The following is a 15,823-nucleotide window of genomic DNA, read 5'->3' on the forward strand; positions in this document are numbered from 1 at the left end:
AATAGCCCTAAAATTCTATTTTTCTACGACTTACTTCTCTAATTTATATAATAATCACCATGAAAATACTCATAATACTTTGTAAATTTCATATAATCTGATATAAATGTTATATATACATATTTCATTTTTTTGTAACATTTCTACTAATCTACCAAGAAAGGATTTTTCAAACATGCGATTTACTATCTATAAGAAATTATTACTCGGTTTTTTAATTGTCATTTTCGTTTTAATTGGCACAATAGGTTTAAACTTCAAACAACTGAATTCAGTAAATAGTACGTACCGTGATTTACTCGAAGAACAGACGACTAAATCTATTAGTATTCAAGAGCTCAGCGCTATCGCAAAACAAGAGATTGTTAGTATGCGAGGCTATCTACTATTAGGGGATAAGCAAAATCTTCAAAGTAATAAAGACTCCCGGGATGAATTCAAACAAAAGTCCGATGACTTAATGACATCACTCGAGTCCAAAAAATCTATTGAATTATTAGAGGCCATTATTAAAAGTGAGGAAAACGTTCAGCAGTTCGCAGATCGTATGTTTTCTTTAAAAAATGATGGACAAACCGAACAATATGAAAAGTTGGATAGCACACAAGGCCGCCTCATTATTAAACAATTTGATGAACGGGTTGAAAACCTCGCAAATTATCAAAAAGAATTTGTAGAATCAAAAATTACTGCTACATCAAATGAAATTCAATCTATTAAGTTTCAAATGATTTTACTTGGGGCACTTGCCGTTGTCATTAGTCTGATAATTGCTATGGTAATGGGAAGCATTATTTCCCGACCAATCAATGGTATGGCAAAAGCTGCAAAAAAAATTGCAGAAGGCGATTTAACAGCTGAACAAATTCGCATCAAGAATCGTGATGAGGTTGGCGATTTAGCCCTCGCTTTTAATCAAATGGCTCAAAATTTAAAGGATTTAATTACGAACGTACGTCATAACACTGTGCAAGTTAGTGCTTCTGCAGCAGAATTAACTGCGAGCGCTGATCAAACGATTCAAGCAACAGAGCAGATCACATCTTCTATTCAAGAAGTAGCCAGTGGCTCTGAAGCGCAAGGAAAAAATGCTACCGAGAGTTCTGAGGCAATGAAAATGATGACCAAGGGTATCCAGCAATTAGCAGCAACAACCGCTGCTGTTTCTGAACTCACAATTGAGACAAATACAGAGGCAAACAAAGGGAATGGCTCATTACAGCGCGTCATTACACAGATGGATACCATTAATAATGCCGTATTAGAATCAGCAATAGTTGTCAAAAATCTAGGAAGCCATTCGGTGGAAATTGGTAGTATCATTAGCATTATCACTGACATCGCAGAGCAGACAAACTTATTAGCACTGAACGCAGCAATCGAAGCAGCACGCGCAGGTGATCATGGTCGCGGGTTTGCAGTCGTGGCTGACGAGGTTAAAAAATTAGCTGAACAGTCTAAAAAGTCTGCTGAACAAATTGCAGGTTTAATCTCAGAAATCCAGCAAGATACAAATCGTGCAGTAACGGTGATGGATACAGGAACTCAAGAGGTTCAGATTGGTATACAGGTTGTAAAGGTGGCTGAGGAAGGCTTTTCAAAAATCGTCGAACTCATTAAACATGTATCGATGCAAATTCAAGAAGCGACAACTGTTTCTGAGGAGATGTCATCAAGTGCTGAACAAATATATGCATCTTTCGATGAAATTGCCACAATCGCACAAATGTCGTCCGCAAACTTGCAAAATGTGGCTTCAGCCTCTGAAGAGCAATTAGCAACAATTGAAGAAGTGGCCGCTTCTGCAGCTACACTGTCTACAATGGCTGAGGAATTACAAACACAAGTTTCTCGCTTCAAGGTGCAAAAAGAAGAGGTTATTTAATAAGACCCTCCATCCACTGGATAAATGGCTAGATTTGCTCACCTTCCGTAAATAAGCAGCAAGCCTCGCTAGGCGCATATGCGTCTACTGGGGCTTGACTGATTTACTTCTTTATTTTCGCAGATTCTTTTCTTTATGAAAACACAACGAAATCTCATGCATAGCAAGGCTAGATTTACCTGCCATATGCATTTTACTTTAATACTTTTCACTTAATTCTTGTAGCATGGCAATTACTGCTGCTTCTTCACTAGGCACTTGTAAAGTAGCATACTTCTGTACTTCATGCACACCCACACATACACTTTCCTTGGCCTTTACAAACATCGCTTTATCATTTGCATCATTACCAAATGCGATAAAATCACCTTCCAAAACACCTAATTTTTTTAAGCCATCCCATTTATCAATGCCACTAGGACTTATATCGATAATATTTTCTGACGCATGCTCATATAACGAGATTGGTAACTTTACTAGCTCTGCGAGTATTTCTTTATGTTGTTCACCTGGAAATAATACAATTTTCACAATGTCCCTTAGTTCATCAAATACTACTTTTTTTGCAAGCTTCAGCGGGTCTAAATTTTGGTAAATCGGATGATCTTCACTACCTGTGTACGCATAATCCCAGTCACCGTCGATTAAATATGGGCATTTAAATGCTGATATAATCTTAGAGATTGCTTCCACCATCTCTGCTGGAAAAGCGCATACTTCAATCGTCTCACCATCTTTCGCCACAAAAGCCCCATTGCCGCCAACCATTGAAAGTTTTCTCATCGACTCTGGTAATACAGGCAATAAATCACGAATTGGACGTGCTGACGCAAAGATTATCTCATGGCCATTTGCCATACAGCTCTCCAATGTAGTTGTTATACCTTGGCTCAATGGCTGTCCTTTAAAACAAATTGTGCCATCTAAATCAAAGACAAATTTCATTGTCACGCCTACTTTCTATGTATAAAATCACCTTCTATTATCCCATAAAATCTGGCTTTACTAGCAGCAATCCAATTATTATTAATTTATAGTTCTTGATATTAATGCAGCCGACCTACATTAAGACAGAAAACAAAAAATTTTTAGAATATTGTTGACAGAATACCAATATCAAAGTATTATTGCTTTCAACAACACATTGTAGGCCTAGATTGGAAATAGTAAAAATGCCTGTGTACTTGTAGAGAGCCGGTGGTTGGTGCAAACCGGTAGACACACATTTTGAACTCGTCCATGAGCTACTCCCTGAACTATAACTTCGCTAAGGCGCTGTAAAGTAAGGGATGTCGGACTCCCCCGTTATAGGGATAGACAGTGATAGCTGTTGATAAGGGGACTTTTTCTGTAAAGAAAAGGTCAATTAGAGTGGTACCGCGAGCAAAAACTCGTCTCTATATTTTATATAGAGACGGGTTTTTTTTATTTTAAAGTAGAGGGTGCTCGTTAATATTCGACGACCACTGGTCATAAAGTGAAACTTCATCAGTGGGGGTAACCTTACGGGATGCGTCATGCTCAGCTTGAAATATTTTAATTAAACAAAAGGAGTGTTTGAAAATGGGAAGAAAAATTTGGGTGTTTGATACAACTTTACGTGATGGCGAGCAAGTACCGGGAGCAAAACTGAACTTATACGAGAAAGTAGAGATTGCACAGCAACTCAAAAAATTAGGCGTCGATATTATCGAAGCTGGCTTCCCTGCTTCATCACAAGGTGACTTTGATGCTGTGAAAGCGGTCGCTCAAAAAGTCGGTAACACAAATGATATTATGATTACAGCTTTAGCACGTGCGGTACAGGCAGATATTGATGCTGTTTATCATGCTGTAAAATATGCGGAGAATCCAATGATTCATATGGTGCTTGGTACTTCTGACATTCATGTTGAAAAGAAATTTAGTAAATCTAAAGAGCAGATTCTTCAAATAGGTGTGGATGCTGTAAAATATGCAAAAACACTTCTACCGCAAGTCCAATATTCTACAGAGGATGCATCTCGCTCTGAATTCGAATACCTTTGGAAAACGATAGAAGCGGTAATGAAGGCTGGCGCAACGATGATAAATGTGCCTGATACAGTTGGTTTCGCAGAGCCCGAGGAATTTGGAGCGATGATCTATAAACTAAATGACCGCATGAAAAATCTAAACGATAGCGTTCTGCTAAGTGTGCACTGTCACAATGACCTTGGTATGGCAACGGCTAACACACTTGCAGCCATTAAAAATGGAGCTGACAAAGTTGAATGTACGATTAACGGTATTGGTGAACGCGCTGGTAACGCTGCACTAGAAGAAGTCGTGATGGCATTAAAAACACGCAGTTCTGTCTACAATGCTGAAACACGAATCAATACAAAAGAGATTATGAATACATCACGTCTTGTATCAAGCTTTATGGGCTTAGATGTACAAGTGAACAAGGCAATTACTGGAGACAATGCATTTGCCCATTCATCAGGCATTCACCAAGACGGCCTGTTAAAATCACGTGATGCCTACGAAATTGTGCATCCTGAAGACGTTGGATTAGATGACATGGAGCTAGTGCTAACTGCACGTTCAGGCCGACATGCCGTGAAGAATGCCCTTGAAAAACTTGGATTCTCAAACCTTTCTTCTGAAGAATTTGAAGGAATCTTTGAAGGCTTCTTAAAGCTAGCCGATGCGAAGAAAGAAGTATACGACCATGATTTATATGTAATTGTAGAAAGCTATTATGAAAAGCACGATGCAAACCATGCCAATGCTACACATTATAGTGATCAATTCTTTGATTTCGCTGATCTACAAGTCGTCAGTAATGCAAGCTTCCCATCTGCGAGCGTGAAAATTCGGAAAGGTGACGAAGTTTTAAAAGCTAGTGCAGTTGGTTCTGGTCCAATTGATGCGTTGTATTCTGCGATTGCAGAAATCACCAAAATTGATGTGAAGTTAGTGGAGTATAATATTAATAGTGTATCTCGTGGAAAAGAAGCGCTTGGTAAGGTAAAAATCACAATCGAACATGAAGGCGAAAAGTATATCGCAAAAGCAGCGGATACAGATATTTTAAAAGCAAGTGCCCTTGCCTATATGAATGCTATTAACAGCATCGTTGTGGCGAAATTAACCCCTGTTATGAACTAGGTCAGTCTTGAGCGATCCACAGTTCATAAGGCTGGAAAGCGTTATTGATAAACATGGAAAAGCAGTATGACGAGAAAGATAGTCATACTGCTTTTGTTATTTACTGTCATTTACCAATTTTTGATATTCTTCTTCGATCAGTTCAACATCAAGACGGTCAAACAGCGGCGTCACCTCTCCAATGACTGATGGCAATTCCACTTGCTCATGCCACATCACTTCCTTTACACCTAACATCTCTCGAATTTTCTCAGAGGAAAACGGTAGAAATGGTTGCAGTAGCTGACTAAGATTGGCAATAATATAAACGCATGTTGCGAGTGTTTGATTCCCTGCCTCAACGTCTTCCTTGACTTGCAACCACGGCTGTTGCTCATCAAAAAAGCGATTGGCAGCACGAATATATTCAAAAATCGTCTCTAAGGCCTGCTTAAAATGTCCCGCTTCAATCTCAATACCAGCATCACTAAACAATCGGATAGTCTGCTTTCTTACATCTCCATCTACCTCAGCCTGAGGTACTTGACTGTCAAATGATTTTTCTAAAAACTTCAATGTACGATTCACAAAATTACCGTAAGCGCCAAGTAGTTCACCGTTATGACTATAGATAAATTCACGCCAAGAAAAATCAGTATCACGATTTTCTGGTGCATTCATTATTAAAAAATAGCGTATTGAATCTGCATCATAGCGGCTTAGTATATAAGGAACCCATACAGCCCAATTTTGGCTGGTAGATAATTTCCGTTTCTCTAATGTCAAATATTCATTCGAAACAATATGTGTGGGTAATGCTTTCGCCCCAATGCCCATTAAAATAGCAGGCCAAATAACTGTATGAAACGGGATATTATCTTTGCCATGTATATAGTACGAAATTGTTTCTTCATTCCATAGATCCTCGATGACCACATCGTGCTGTTTAGCCCATTCGATACTTGCAGTTAAATAGCCAGCCACGGCCTCAATCCACACATAAATCTTCTTTCCTTCAAAGCCAGGTACCGGCACTTCTACACCATTTGGTAAATCCCTTGTTACTGCACGATCTGGCACACCTTCGGACAAATAACGCGCTGTTAAACCTAGCGCATTATCGCGCCAACGTTTCTCCACCTTTGCTTCAGCCAAATAAGTCTCAAGCCTTCCCTGAAACTGACTGAATGCAAAATAAAAATGCTCTGTCTCTCGAATCACTGGCTCATTTCCACAAATTTTACAACGTTTATCAATTAAATCAAGTGGATCTAATATTTCTGAACAATTATCACACTGGTCCCCGCGTGCCTTCGCACCACAGTTCGGACAAATCCCTTCCACAAAACGATCCGGCAAAAACTGCTTATCATTTTCACAATACGCCTGTTCAATTTTCTTTTTATATAAATAATTATTTGCTAACAGCTGTAAAAAAATAGTTTGTACGGATTCATGGTGGTGCTCAGCATCTGTTCTTGTATACATATCATACGTAAACCCTAAATCCTGAAAACATTGTGTAAACTCTTCATGATATCTATTGGCAATGGCCTCTGTTGTGGTGTTTTCCTGCGTAGCTCTAATGGAAATCGGTGTGCCATTACAGTCACTACCAGAAACATATAAAACTTCCTCGCCTTTTTGTCGGTAATATCTAGCCAAAATATCACCAGGTAATAATGCAGCGATATGACCTAAATGCAATGAACCATTTGCATATGGCCATGCGCCTCCAATAATAATTGTCATCCTAAATGCTCCCCTCGAAAAAAGAATAAAAAAAACGCCCTAATCATTACTGATTAGGACGAGTATACCCGTGTTACCACCTATATTTACAAATAGCTCAAACTATTTGCCTCAATCAGTACATCCACATATAAGAGATACTGCTGCTGTTATAACGAGTGCCCATCTCGTCGTAGCCTACTTACGAAAGCTTTCGGTACGAAGCTCAAAGGTCATTTTCAAAAGGGTTCATTTACCTCGTTTCCACCAGCAGAGGCTCTCTATTAAATGCTTGTCCAATTTACTTTTCCTTCTCAACGCTTTTTTTATAGATTGGCATCATTTTACTCTTTTCCCTTATGAATTGCAATGCAAACTTGGGAGATATTATAAATAACTGGGATAAGTAAGTGAAAATTGAGGATAAACCGAGATGTCTTTTCGATAAATATTAAAAAAGTTAGGGGATAAATATTATTATGTTGGGGATAACGCTAAAGCATCTAAAAATCAATAATTGCTAGATTTTTATCACCGTGAGTAGTTCCTTTAGATTGTCTATGACTACATCCGCCTTTTGTAATTCAGATTCCTGCGCAAAATCAAAGCGTACACCAATTGATTGTAGGTGATTATCTTGAGCCGCCTGAATATCAGAGGCACGATCTCCAACAACTGCTCCATGATGTATGTTATTTTCTACGACTACTTTACGAACCAAATCTGACTTATGACCACTTAAAATGGATTGAATGCTATATGTACCTTTAATAAAACGTTCTAATTGATACGTCTCAACAATTGCCTGTAAATACTCCATCTGCCCATTACTCGCTATGTACAAATAATAGTTTTCTGACAGCGTCGCAAGTGTTTGCTCCGCGTTTGGATACAATGCACCCTTACGATTCTGTATCTGTTCGATTAGTTTTGTATGAAATATGGCGTTGCTCTCTTCACGAATCTCCAAAGAGTGCTTTGGACATAATGTTTCCCACACAACAGGTAAAGTTACACCCATAATTTCACGATACTTTTCGATTGGTGTATCACCTTGCCATAATCCCTTTGCACGAAGCTCATCAAAAGTCGATGTAAGAGCTGGCTCTAAAATTAGATTTGTTTGAAATAAAGTACCATCCATATCAAAAATAATTGCCTTTTTCATAAAATCACCTCTTCCCATAATAAGAAAACGTCCCTTAATCGGGTTTAGTTTCACTTTAACTTCATTAAATAAGGAAAGGAGTTAGGTGCAAAGCCTACTCCTTCTTCTCATCGCATTCCAAGATTAACATTATTAATAAAAAAATTCCATATGCTCTTTTTCTTTTTTATAATAATCTAATCTATCTTGCAAAGTACCTGTATGAAATTCAAACTTATGACCATCTGGATCAGTAAAGTAAATCGAGTTTTTATCTCGCACATCTCGCTGTCTACCTTCCAAAATATTAACGTTGTATTCGACCAGCTTGTCATACATTTTATCGTAATCATTTTCATGGATAGAAAATGCTATATGCGTATAAGACTGATGAATTTCATTGCGAGGAATCTCAATCTCTACATTTAGAGCAAGCCACAGTCCATTCAGATCGAAATAAGCCGTATTTCTACCTTTCACTAATAATTTTGCATCAAAGATATTCTGATAAAATGCTATAGAATTCTCTAAATTAGAAACTGAAAATAGAAAATGATTGATGTTTTGTATTGTCACACGCTTTCACTCCTAAAAATAAGACACGGATTTTTCATTTATAACCATGCTCCGTCTTAATCACTTCTTTTTACCTTTTTTTAAGCCCTTCGCAATTTTCTTCCATTTACGCTGCTCATCTAATCTTGCCTGTGTGTTTGTTTTACGTTCCATAAATGCGAGTTCCCGCTGCAACTTGAAGTAGCTTTGTAAACGTGAGCTTTCGAGTGCTCCATCTATAATCGCTTGCTGAACTGCACAACCTGGCTCTTCTTGATGCGTGCAATCTCGATAGTGACATGCAGCAGATAGTTCTTCAATATCCTTAAAACTGGCAGATAAGCTATCCCCTTGATCCCATAATTGCAGTTCACGCATGCCTGGCGTATCAATCAAACAACCACCGTTTGGAAGTACAATTAACTCACGATGTGTCGTCGTATGGCGTCCTTTAGCATCGTCCTCACGAATATCCGAAACTTTCATGAGCGTCTCGCCACTGAGTGCATTTGTCAATGTAGATTTTCCGGCCCCTGAAGAGCCAAGTAGTGCACCTGTTACCCCCTCAGTAAAAAGGACACGAATATCTGATAAGCCTTCCCCTGATAAAGCACTTGTCACAAAAATATCTACACCAAATGCGACCGCTTCGACCTCACGTAACATGTTCTCAACGTCGTCACATAAATCTGCCTTTGTCAGTACAATTATCGGCTTAGCGCCTGAATCCCAGGCCGCTACTAAATAACGTTCTAAACGCCGTAGATTAAAATCGGCATTTAAGCTCATAACAAGGAGTACAATATCGACATTGGATGCTACAATTTGCTCCGTTATTTCTCGACCTGCAACCTTGCGTGAAAAAACTGACTTTCGTTCAAATAGTTTATGAATAATCACTTTTTCCTCGCCTGCCATTTTTTCGACCAACACCCAATCTCCAACAGCTGGGAAGTCTTCTCGTCCTAATGAAGTATAAGCGAAATGTCCAGCAATCGTTGCTAACCACTCGCCCTCTTCCGCCAGTACACGATAGGAGTGCTTATGCTCCAAAGTCACTCGTGCTGGGATGCAGTTAGCTAATTTTGACTCCTCTTTAAACACCATCATTTGTTCTTCAAAATATGATGAAAATCCTAAAGTTGTTAAATTCAATTTGTTTTCCTCCTGATATATGCATGTTATTTACGCTTCAGCATATTTGTGCACAAAACATCTATGCATTAACCGAAGCCTTATCTTTTTGCAGCAACTGAATTGCTGAAAAAATAAAAAACCTTGTATCTGCAATTTCGGCAGTTACAAGGTTTCACAGGCACGTTCAAGAGAATGTACAAGTAGCCTTATTGATGTAGAAATCTAACTAGCTACAAAACAAGGTCAACAAGTATATTTTAGGCGTGTGAAATTGAACAAACCGAATTGCAGTCCATTAAAAACAGATCTATTCATCATGTCACATCACCTACTTCCATTTAATTGTTTCCAATATATCGAAATTTTTTAAAATTGTCAAATCCAAATTATCAAGCATGTAACCACTCCTCCCTTGCATACAATGACTAAGACCACTTTGCAAAGGAGCTGTTGAATTGTCGAAAATCGTTTCTATCAGTACATATCAACCACCGTACACATTACATCAGGCAAATGCTGAGGAGCTTACAAAAGAGCTTTTTTATAAAAAAATCCCACGATTAGAACGTTACTTAAAAGTCTTTGAAAGCGGTGGTATTGAGACTCGCCATTTCTGTGTACCAGCTGAATGGCATCGTACTGAGCATACTTTTGAAGAACGTAATAACTTATATATTGAACTAGCCACACAATACAGCGTCGACGTCATACAAGCATGTCTACAAAACGAAGCCTTCTTAGATACACCAATTTCTCCTGAGGATATTGACGCCATTATTTTCGTTAGTAGTACGGGCATTTCAACGCCAAGTATTGATGCTCGGGTTATGAACCAACTTTCCTTTTCAGACAGGCTCAAACGGATACCACTATGGGGACTTGGTTGCGCTGGAGGAGCAGCTGGTGTCAGTCGTGCCTCCGATTTTTGCAAGGCACATCCTCAAGCAAAAGTACTTGTTGTTTGTGTCGAACTATGCAGCTTAACCTTTCAGCCAAATGATTTTTCAAAAAGTAATTTAATAGGCGCCTCTCTATTTGCCGATGGTGCCGCATGTATTCTCGTTTGTGGAGAAGACGTGACAATACCTACAAGAAAGTCGACGCCTTCCATACTCACTACTGGCTCTAAATGGATGGCAGATTCCGAAAATGTAATGGGCTGGAATATTAAAAACAATGGCCTTCATGTCGTTTTCCAGAAGAGTATTCCTTCTATTATTATGAATTGGCTTGGCCCATTCATCGAACAATTTTTAGTAGAACAACAGTTATACAGTGAACAGCTTGATCATTTCATTGCTCATCCCGGAGGTAAAAAAGTGTTAAAAGCCTATGAGGACACTCTGTATCTTGCGGCACGAAAAACCGACATTTCTCGAGAAATATTACGACGTCATGGAAATATGTCATCCCCTACTGTGTTGTACGTATTAGAACAATTTATGTTAAACGAAGGTCAAGTAGATGATGTTGGTTTGCTCGTCGCTCTCGGCCCCGGCTTCTGTGCGGAAGCTGTATTACTTAAATGGAGGGAGTAGCATGTTTTTTTACATTATCCTGATTCTTGTCATCCTACAAAGATTGACAGAAGTCTCTATAGCGCGACGTAATGAAAAGTGGATGCTTTCACATGGCGCGTATGAAGTGGGAACTTCGCATTATCCATATATGGTGACCATGCATGTCAGCTTTTTTCTGTTTTTAATTATTGAAGTAAGTACGGATAACAGTAGTCTCCCGGCCTTATTCCCCTTATTTTTTTTACTATTTATTGCCGTGCAAGCACTGCGTATTTGGTGTATTCATTCATTAGGTCCTTTTTGGAATACAAAAATTATTATCTTGCCTGGCGCAGAAGTTGTCCGAAAGGGGCCATATACATTTATGCGCCATCCTAATTATGCTGTTGTTTGCTTGGAAATTCTTTTGCTACCTCTGATGTTTCAAGCTTACTTTACGGCATTTTGCTTTACGCTTTTAAATATTACAATGCTCTCTGTACGCATTCCAATAGAGGAAAAGGCATTGCGTGAAGCAACAAACTATAACAAGATATTTAAAAAGGAAGAGGTTGGGACAAAACTTTAAATTTTAAGAAAGAGGAGCATGGGCGTTATTAAATTTTTGCTATCTAAAATGAAGAAAAATTTAGACGTTCTTCCTTTTTGAATAAATAAAATTTAGAAGAGTGCACTAGTTGATGGTAGCGAAGGCGGTGGCTCCTGGGGGATTAGCGTGACGCCCCCGGAAAGCGTCCGCCGTAGCGGACATCAACGGTTACAGCAAAAAAGTGTTAGATCGACATCAGTCAATCTAACACTTTTTCTCTTTTGTTCCAGCCTCTTCTCTTTTCTATGAATACCATTCAATGAATTTTTCAGCAAAAGAAAGTATTAGGCTATAGCATTTGCTTGTTAAGCTAACACAGAGATTGTAGCGAACTTGAAAGTACTCATTCTTTTAGAGCACGGAGCCACTTGCTATTTGATTCCTCTAACTCCATTCCCAATTGAATGGATCTTTTAAATTCTCCCATGGTTCATTAAATTCCTCATCAGACAATAGACAAGCATCGAGCTCTTGTATAATGGCCTCTTTATCTAAATCAATGCCGATAATGACAAGTTGTGTCAATCGATCACCATATACCGTATCCCAATCCTTCAATACTTCTGGGCTTTGTAAAAAGACATCCTGCTGCTGTGCTTTAGGTAAAGCTGCTACCCAATATGAAACAGGCTCGATGTTTGCAGATGAACCAGCCTGTGACAGTAATAATGCCACTTCTTGATGTTTTGCGCTCCAAATAATTCCTTTGGCACGAACAATGGAGGTTGGCATATTGTCACACCATTCCACAAAACGCAATGGATGAAATGGCATTCTACGCTGATAGGTGAACGAAGTGATGCCGTACTCCTCCGTCTCTGGTGTATGGTTTTCATGACCAAGCTCTAATTCCTTTAACCAACCAGCAGATTCTGAAACACGTTCGAAGTTAAAACGTCCTGTATTTAAAATTTCTTTTGGCTCTATGACACCATTTTTTGTCCGAATTAATTTGGCTTCTGGTTGTAATGCTCGTAGAATTCTTTCTAATCTTTCAAGCTCCTCCTCTGACACTAAATCACATTTGTTCAGGACAAGGACGTCACAAAACTCAATTTGATCAATCAGTAAATCCGCAACATCCCGCTCATCTAATTCACCTACCGCTTCCTTACGCTCTAGCAAACTCTCTCCTGATTGAAAATCATGCCAGAAACGGTTTGCATCCACTACAGTCACCATCGTATCGAGCTGACAAAACTTTGTGAGATCAATATCAAGTTCCTCGTCCATGTAGCTGAATGTTTGTGCAACTGGAATCGGCTCACTAATGCCTGTAGATTCTATCAAAATATAGTCAATATTCCCGAGCCTTGCAAGACGCTCTACCTCCTGTAGTAAATCCTCACGTAACGTACAGCAAATACAACCATTTGATAGCTCTACAAATTTTTCTTCTGTGCGTGAAATGCCGCTACCATTCGCAATTAATTCAGCATCAATATTGATTTCGCTCATATCATTGACGATAACTGCCACACGCATATTTTGCTCATTTTGTAACACATGATTCATCATAGTAGTCTTACCTGAACCTAAATAACCACTTAAAACTGTAACTGGTATTTTTTTTATCATCTTTCAAACCTCTCTTAAATCGTAATGATTACTATTTGTATTTTGTAATTAAAGCACAAAGAATACTAAAGTGCAACATCTAATATGTTAAGGAAACAAGTATTTGACAAATGAAAGTAAAAATAATATCTTATAAAGCGTAATTATTACCATTTAAAAGGAGGTGTTTTTATGCGTGTCCAAATCACATTAGCCTGTACAGAAACAGGGGATAAAAACTATATCACTACAAAAAACAAGCGCAATAACCCCGAGCGATTAGAACTCAAAAAGTATTCATCCCGTGTGAAAAGAGTTACCTTACACAGAGAAACAAAATAAAGTGAAATAAAGTACCTCAAATCAGTTATACCAATATTTACGAGTGCTTAGTTTACCAATCAAACGGCTTTAAAGGAAGAATATTATTACCCGTGAAACTTCAATCAGCGAGGGTTTTCTTCATCCCCACATTAAATAGAGGAACACAAGCTAAAACCTTCACATCCTGTGAAAAAGCTTGTGTGACCAACATCCTGTCGCTGCCGCTGCGCTTTCGCACATAAAACATCTGTTGCCCCGAACCAATCGGACTTTTACAATCAGTTGATCGACCACCTCGTTGTCATCTTTCAACTTGAGGTGGGTGTCTTACTAATCGTTAAAGTGGGATAAAAAATGGCTGATTCAAAAGTGTAACTCCTTTTGAATCAGCCTAATCGTTGTGCAAAAATTATCGTAATAGATTTTCCTCCTTAACCTAATCCATTTGACAGTTAATTGCTTCTATTAACTTCTATTTCAATAGCAAGCTGATTCAACTTCTGTTCTAAGTCATCTAGAATACGTAATTTAGCATCTAACTGCCCTTCGAATCCCATAGATTGGTCCAATATTTTTTTTACTTGGGCATCTAAGTCTGAAAAAGTTTGAGAATTTAGAATAGTTTTCTCACTTGAAAGGGTAGAATCACTCTTTAAAAGATGTTCACTGTAATCTTTTAAATTAGCTATTTCGTTCAACAGTTTTTCATTTTCACTTGTTTTTTCTTCTATTTCTTTTACTAAAAACTTATTGATGTTATCAGAACCACTCAGTTCTCTACGAGTTATTCCCAACTCCTCAATAATACTCTCCATTTGTTTGCTTGTTTCTTTCGTAAAATCAATGAGCTTATTTTCGAGATTTTCGATAACAGACTTATTATCTGCCACCATTAGCTCCTGGCTCTCTCCTTTAATTGCAATCAATTCGTCCTCTGTGGCCTTTAGTGCTTCCATTAATTGTTCATTTTCCGCGTGCAAATCATTTTGATCTTTCAATAAAGCCTCAATTGAAGATATATGTTTCTTTCTTTGATTTTCCCTTACCTGAATGTCTTCTTGATAATCCTTTGATTCTTTTTCTAGTTCTCTCTTTAACTTGATAAGCTCCAGCGTAAGCTCTTTTTCTCGATTTGTTAATTGTACATTCTCTCGTTCTAATCGAAGTACTAGTGAATAATAATCGCTATCTCTCAGTCTTTCCACTTCACTTTTATATTTGGCTAATTCCGCTCTTAAAAAAATAATCATTTGTTGTAGCTGAATAGGGTCGTTATTTCTAACGCTCTCATTATCCACCTTGGTACCTCCTATCATGAAATGTCTTTAAGAAAATCGATTATTTCTTCAAATTGCTTTTTGTTAGCGTCCATGATTGCATCAAGCTGCTTTAAAACCCATAATTCGAATTCTTCATCTACTATTTCACTCTTTCCACGACTTTCTCCCGATAACAGATAGGCTATCAGTAAATTCAGTGTACTTTTTTCTAGAAATGCAAAACTATTATCTTTCTCTTTGCTATTCTCTGGTAATTTATTCAGTTGTGCCTTCATAAATTGGCGAATGTGCTCCATTCCAACACCTTGCTCATCTAACTCACTCATTTTCATCCTCCTGTATAAGAGTTATGCCATTAAGGTTGATAGGGTTTAATACAGCAACCCCCTCTTTCAGCTGGTCACAATAGGCAAATCCCATGATCGTTCCTGAGTAAGATAAATTATGTGACCATTTAATCTGAAAGTTTGTAAATGAAATAGTTTCATCAGGTTCAATCGATGTTTTTCCTAATGGTTTAAGCCAAAATTCCTCATTGCTCGATCTATCATTTATTCGTTCCCAACTTGTCGGCCCCTTTAAATTCTGTTTGAAATGCTCATAAACATAGCGCCCAGAGAAGGAAAAAGGAGAATCTTCAGGTAGCTTTATACATAAATATGGATTTGTCAGAGACTGATTGCCAATGTTTCGTATATGAAAGGAACCCAAACATAAGCTCTCCTGTTCAGGATCATAGGAAATATTGAGCGAGGAAGTGAAATATCCGATTATGTTTACACTGTCAGAATGAATGAACCCCTCCAGCATCTTTTTCATTTCATTGACGTATGATTCCGTTTGTCCTTTAAGTTCATTTATCTTTTGTTCTACATCATTCCTGCCAGTCCTCATTTTACTGCCCCCCACTTGTATTATGTAAACAATGAACAATTGCATTAAAGCGCTTCGTTGTGACAGTGACCCAAAAATGTACCCCTTAGC

Annotated in this window: 14 protein-coding genes and 2 other annotated features; of the genes, 5 read left to right on the forward strand and 9 right to left on the reverse strand. The window is 38.2% G+C overall.

From position 1 onward, the window contains the following. Positions 1-175: 175 nt before the first annotated feature. Complete coding sequence (locus ACQKII_RS08305; protein WP_427458215.1) at positions 176-1,885, forward strand: methyl-accepting chemotaxis protein; 1,710 nt, start codon at positions 176-178, stop codon at positions 1,883-1,885. Positions 1,886-2,083: 198 nt separating this feature from the next. On the opposite strand, the gene ACQKII_RS08310 is transcribed toward ACQKII_RS08305, so the two are convergent. Further along, complete coding sequence (locus tag ACQKII_RS08310) at positions 2,084-2,830, reverse strand: HAD-IIB family hydrolase (protein ID WP_427458217.1); 747 nt, start codon at positions 2,828-2,830, stop codon at positions 2,084-2,086. Positions 2,831-3,029: 199 nt separating this feature from the next. Beyond that, positions 3,030-3,287 (forward strand) — a binding site (T-box leader). 161 nt (positions 3,288-3,448) lie between these two features. Here ACQKII_RS08310 and ACQKII_RS08315 point away from each other — a divergent pair. Then, the gene (locus tag ACQKII_RS08315; RefSeq protein WP_427458218.1) at positions 3,449-5,020 is read left to right on the forward strand and encodes a 2-isopropylmalate synthase; all 1,572 of its coding nucleotides are present in this window, start codon (positions 3,449-3,451) and stop codon (positions 5,018-5,020) included. 96 nt (positions 5,021-5,116) lie between these two features. On the opposite strand, the gene metG is transcribed toward ACQKII_RS08315, so the two are convergent. The 4 genes from metG to rsgA form a co-directional block, all read right to left on the reverse strand. Next, positions 5,117-6,751, reverse strand: a complete 1,635-nt coding sequence (metG, locus tag ACQKII_RS08320) for a methionine--tRNA ligase (protein ID WP_427458220.1) — start codon at positions 6,749-6,751, stop codon at positions 5,117-5,119. 51 nt (positions 6,752-6,802) lie between these two features. Further along, positions 6,803-7,057: a binding site (T-box leader), on the reverse strand. 193 nt (positions 7,058-7,250) lie between these two features. Further along, positions 7,251-7,898 (reverse strand): HAD hydrolase-like protein, encoded by a 648-nt coding sequence (locus tag ACQKII_RS08325; protein ID WP_427458222.1) that lies wholly within the window; start codon positions 7,896-7,898, stop codon positions 7,251-7,253. 132 nt (positions 7,899-8,030) lie between these two features. Beyond that, positions 8,031-8,453: a FosM family fosfomycin resistance protein gene (gene fosM / locus ACQKII_RS08330; protein ID WP_427458224.1), complete on the reverse strand. Its 423-nt coding sequence runs from the start codon at positions 8,451-8,453 to the stop codon at positions 8,031-8,033. Between the two features lie 60 nt (positions 8,454-8,513). Further along, positions 8,514-9,587, reverse strand: a complete 1,074-nt coding sequence (gene rsgA, locus ACQKII_RS08335) for a ribosome small subunit-dependent GTPase A (protein ID WP_427458226.1) — start codon at positions 9,585-9,587, stop codon at positions 8,514-8,516. 437 nt (positions 9,588-10,024) lie between these two features. On the opposite strand from rsgA, the gene ACQKII_RS08340 reads away from it, so the two are divergent. Continuing rightward, positions 10,025-11,107, forward strand: a complete 1,083-nt coding sequence (locus tag ACQKII_RS08340) for a type III polyketide synthase (RefSeq protein ID WP_427458228.1) — start codon at positions 10,025-10,027, stop codon at positions 11,105-11,107. A 1-nt stretch (position 11,108) separates the two neighbouring features. Beyond that, positions 11,109-11,657, forward strand: coding sequence for an isoprenylcysteine carboxyl methyltransferase family protein (locus ACQKII_RS08345; RefSeq protein ID WP_427458230.1), 549 nt, complete (start codon positions 11,109-11,111; stop codon positions 11,655-11,657). 405 nt (positions 11,658-12,062) lie between these two features. Here the strand turns inward: ACQKII_RS08345 and ACQKII_RS08350 are convergent, their stop codons facing one another. Beyond that, on the reverse strand, positions 12,063-13,253 hold the full coding sequence (locus ACQKII_RS08350) for a GTP-binding protein (protein WP_427458366.1): 1,191 nt from the start codon (positions 13,251-13,253) through the stop codon (positions 12,063-12,065). Positions 13,254-13,427: 174 nt separating this feature from the next. Between ACQKII_RS08350 and rpmG the strand changes: the two genes are divergently transcribed. After that, complete coding sequence (rpmG, locus tag ACQKII_RS08355; RefSeq protein ID WP_427458232.1) at positions 13,428-13,577, forward strand: 50S ribosomal protein L33; 150 nt, start codon at positions 13,428-13,430, stop codon at positions 13,575-13,577. A 434-nt stretch (positions 13,578-14,011) separates the two neighbouring features. On the opposite strand, the gene ACQKII_RS08360 is transcribed toward rpmG, so the two are convergent. Genes ACQKII_RS08360 through ACQKII_RS08370 form a run of 3 tightly spaced genes read right to left on the reverse strand, consistent with a single transcriptional unit; the run spans position 14,012 to position 15,733 of the window. Next, complete coding sequence (locus ACQKII_RS08360) at positions 14,012-14,857, reverse strand: hypothetical protein (protein WP_427458234.1); 846 nt, start codon at positions 14,855-14,857, stop codon at positions 14,012-14,014. A 14-nt stretch (positions 14,858-14,871) separates the two neighbouring features. Beyond that, complete coding sequence (locus ACQKII_RS08365; protein WP_427458235.1) at positions 14,872-15,165, reverse strand: hypothetical protein; 294 nt, start codon at positions 15,163-15,165, stop codon at positions 14,872-14,874. Continuing rightward, positions 15,158-15,733: a hypothetical protein gene (locus ACQKII_RS08370; protein WP_427458237.1), complete on the reverse strand. Its 576-nt coding sequence runs from the start codon at positions 15,731-15,733 to the stop codon at positions 15,158-15,160. The genes ACQKII_RS08365 and ACQKII_RS08370 overlap by 8 nt, the downstream gene beginning before the upstream one ends. Between the last annotated feature and the right edge of the window lie 90 nt (positions 15,734-15,823).

The organism is Lysinibacillus sp. NPDC048646, from assembly GCF_050272295.1.
Classification (GTDB): domain Bacteria; phylum Bacillota; class Bacilli; order Bacillales_A; family Planococcaceae; genus Lysinibacillus.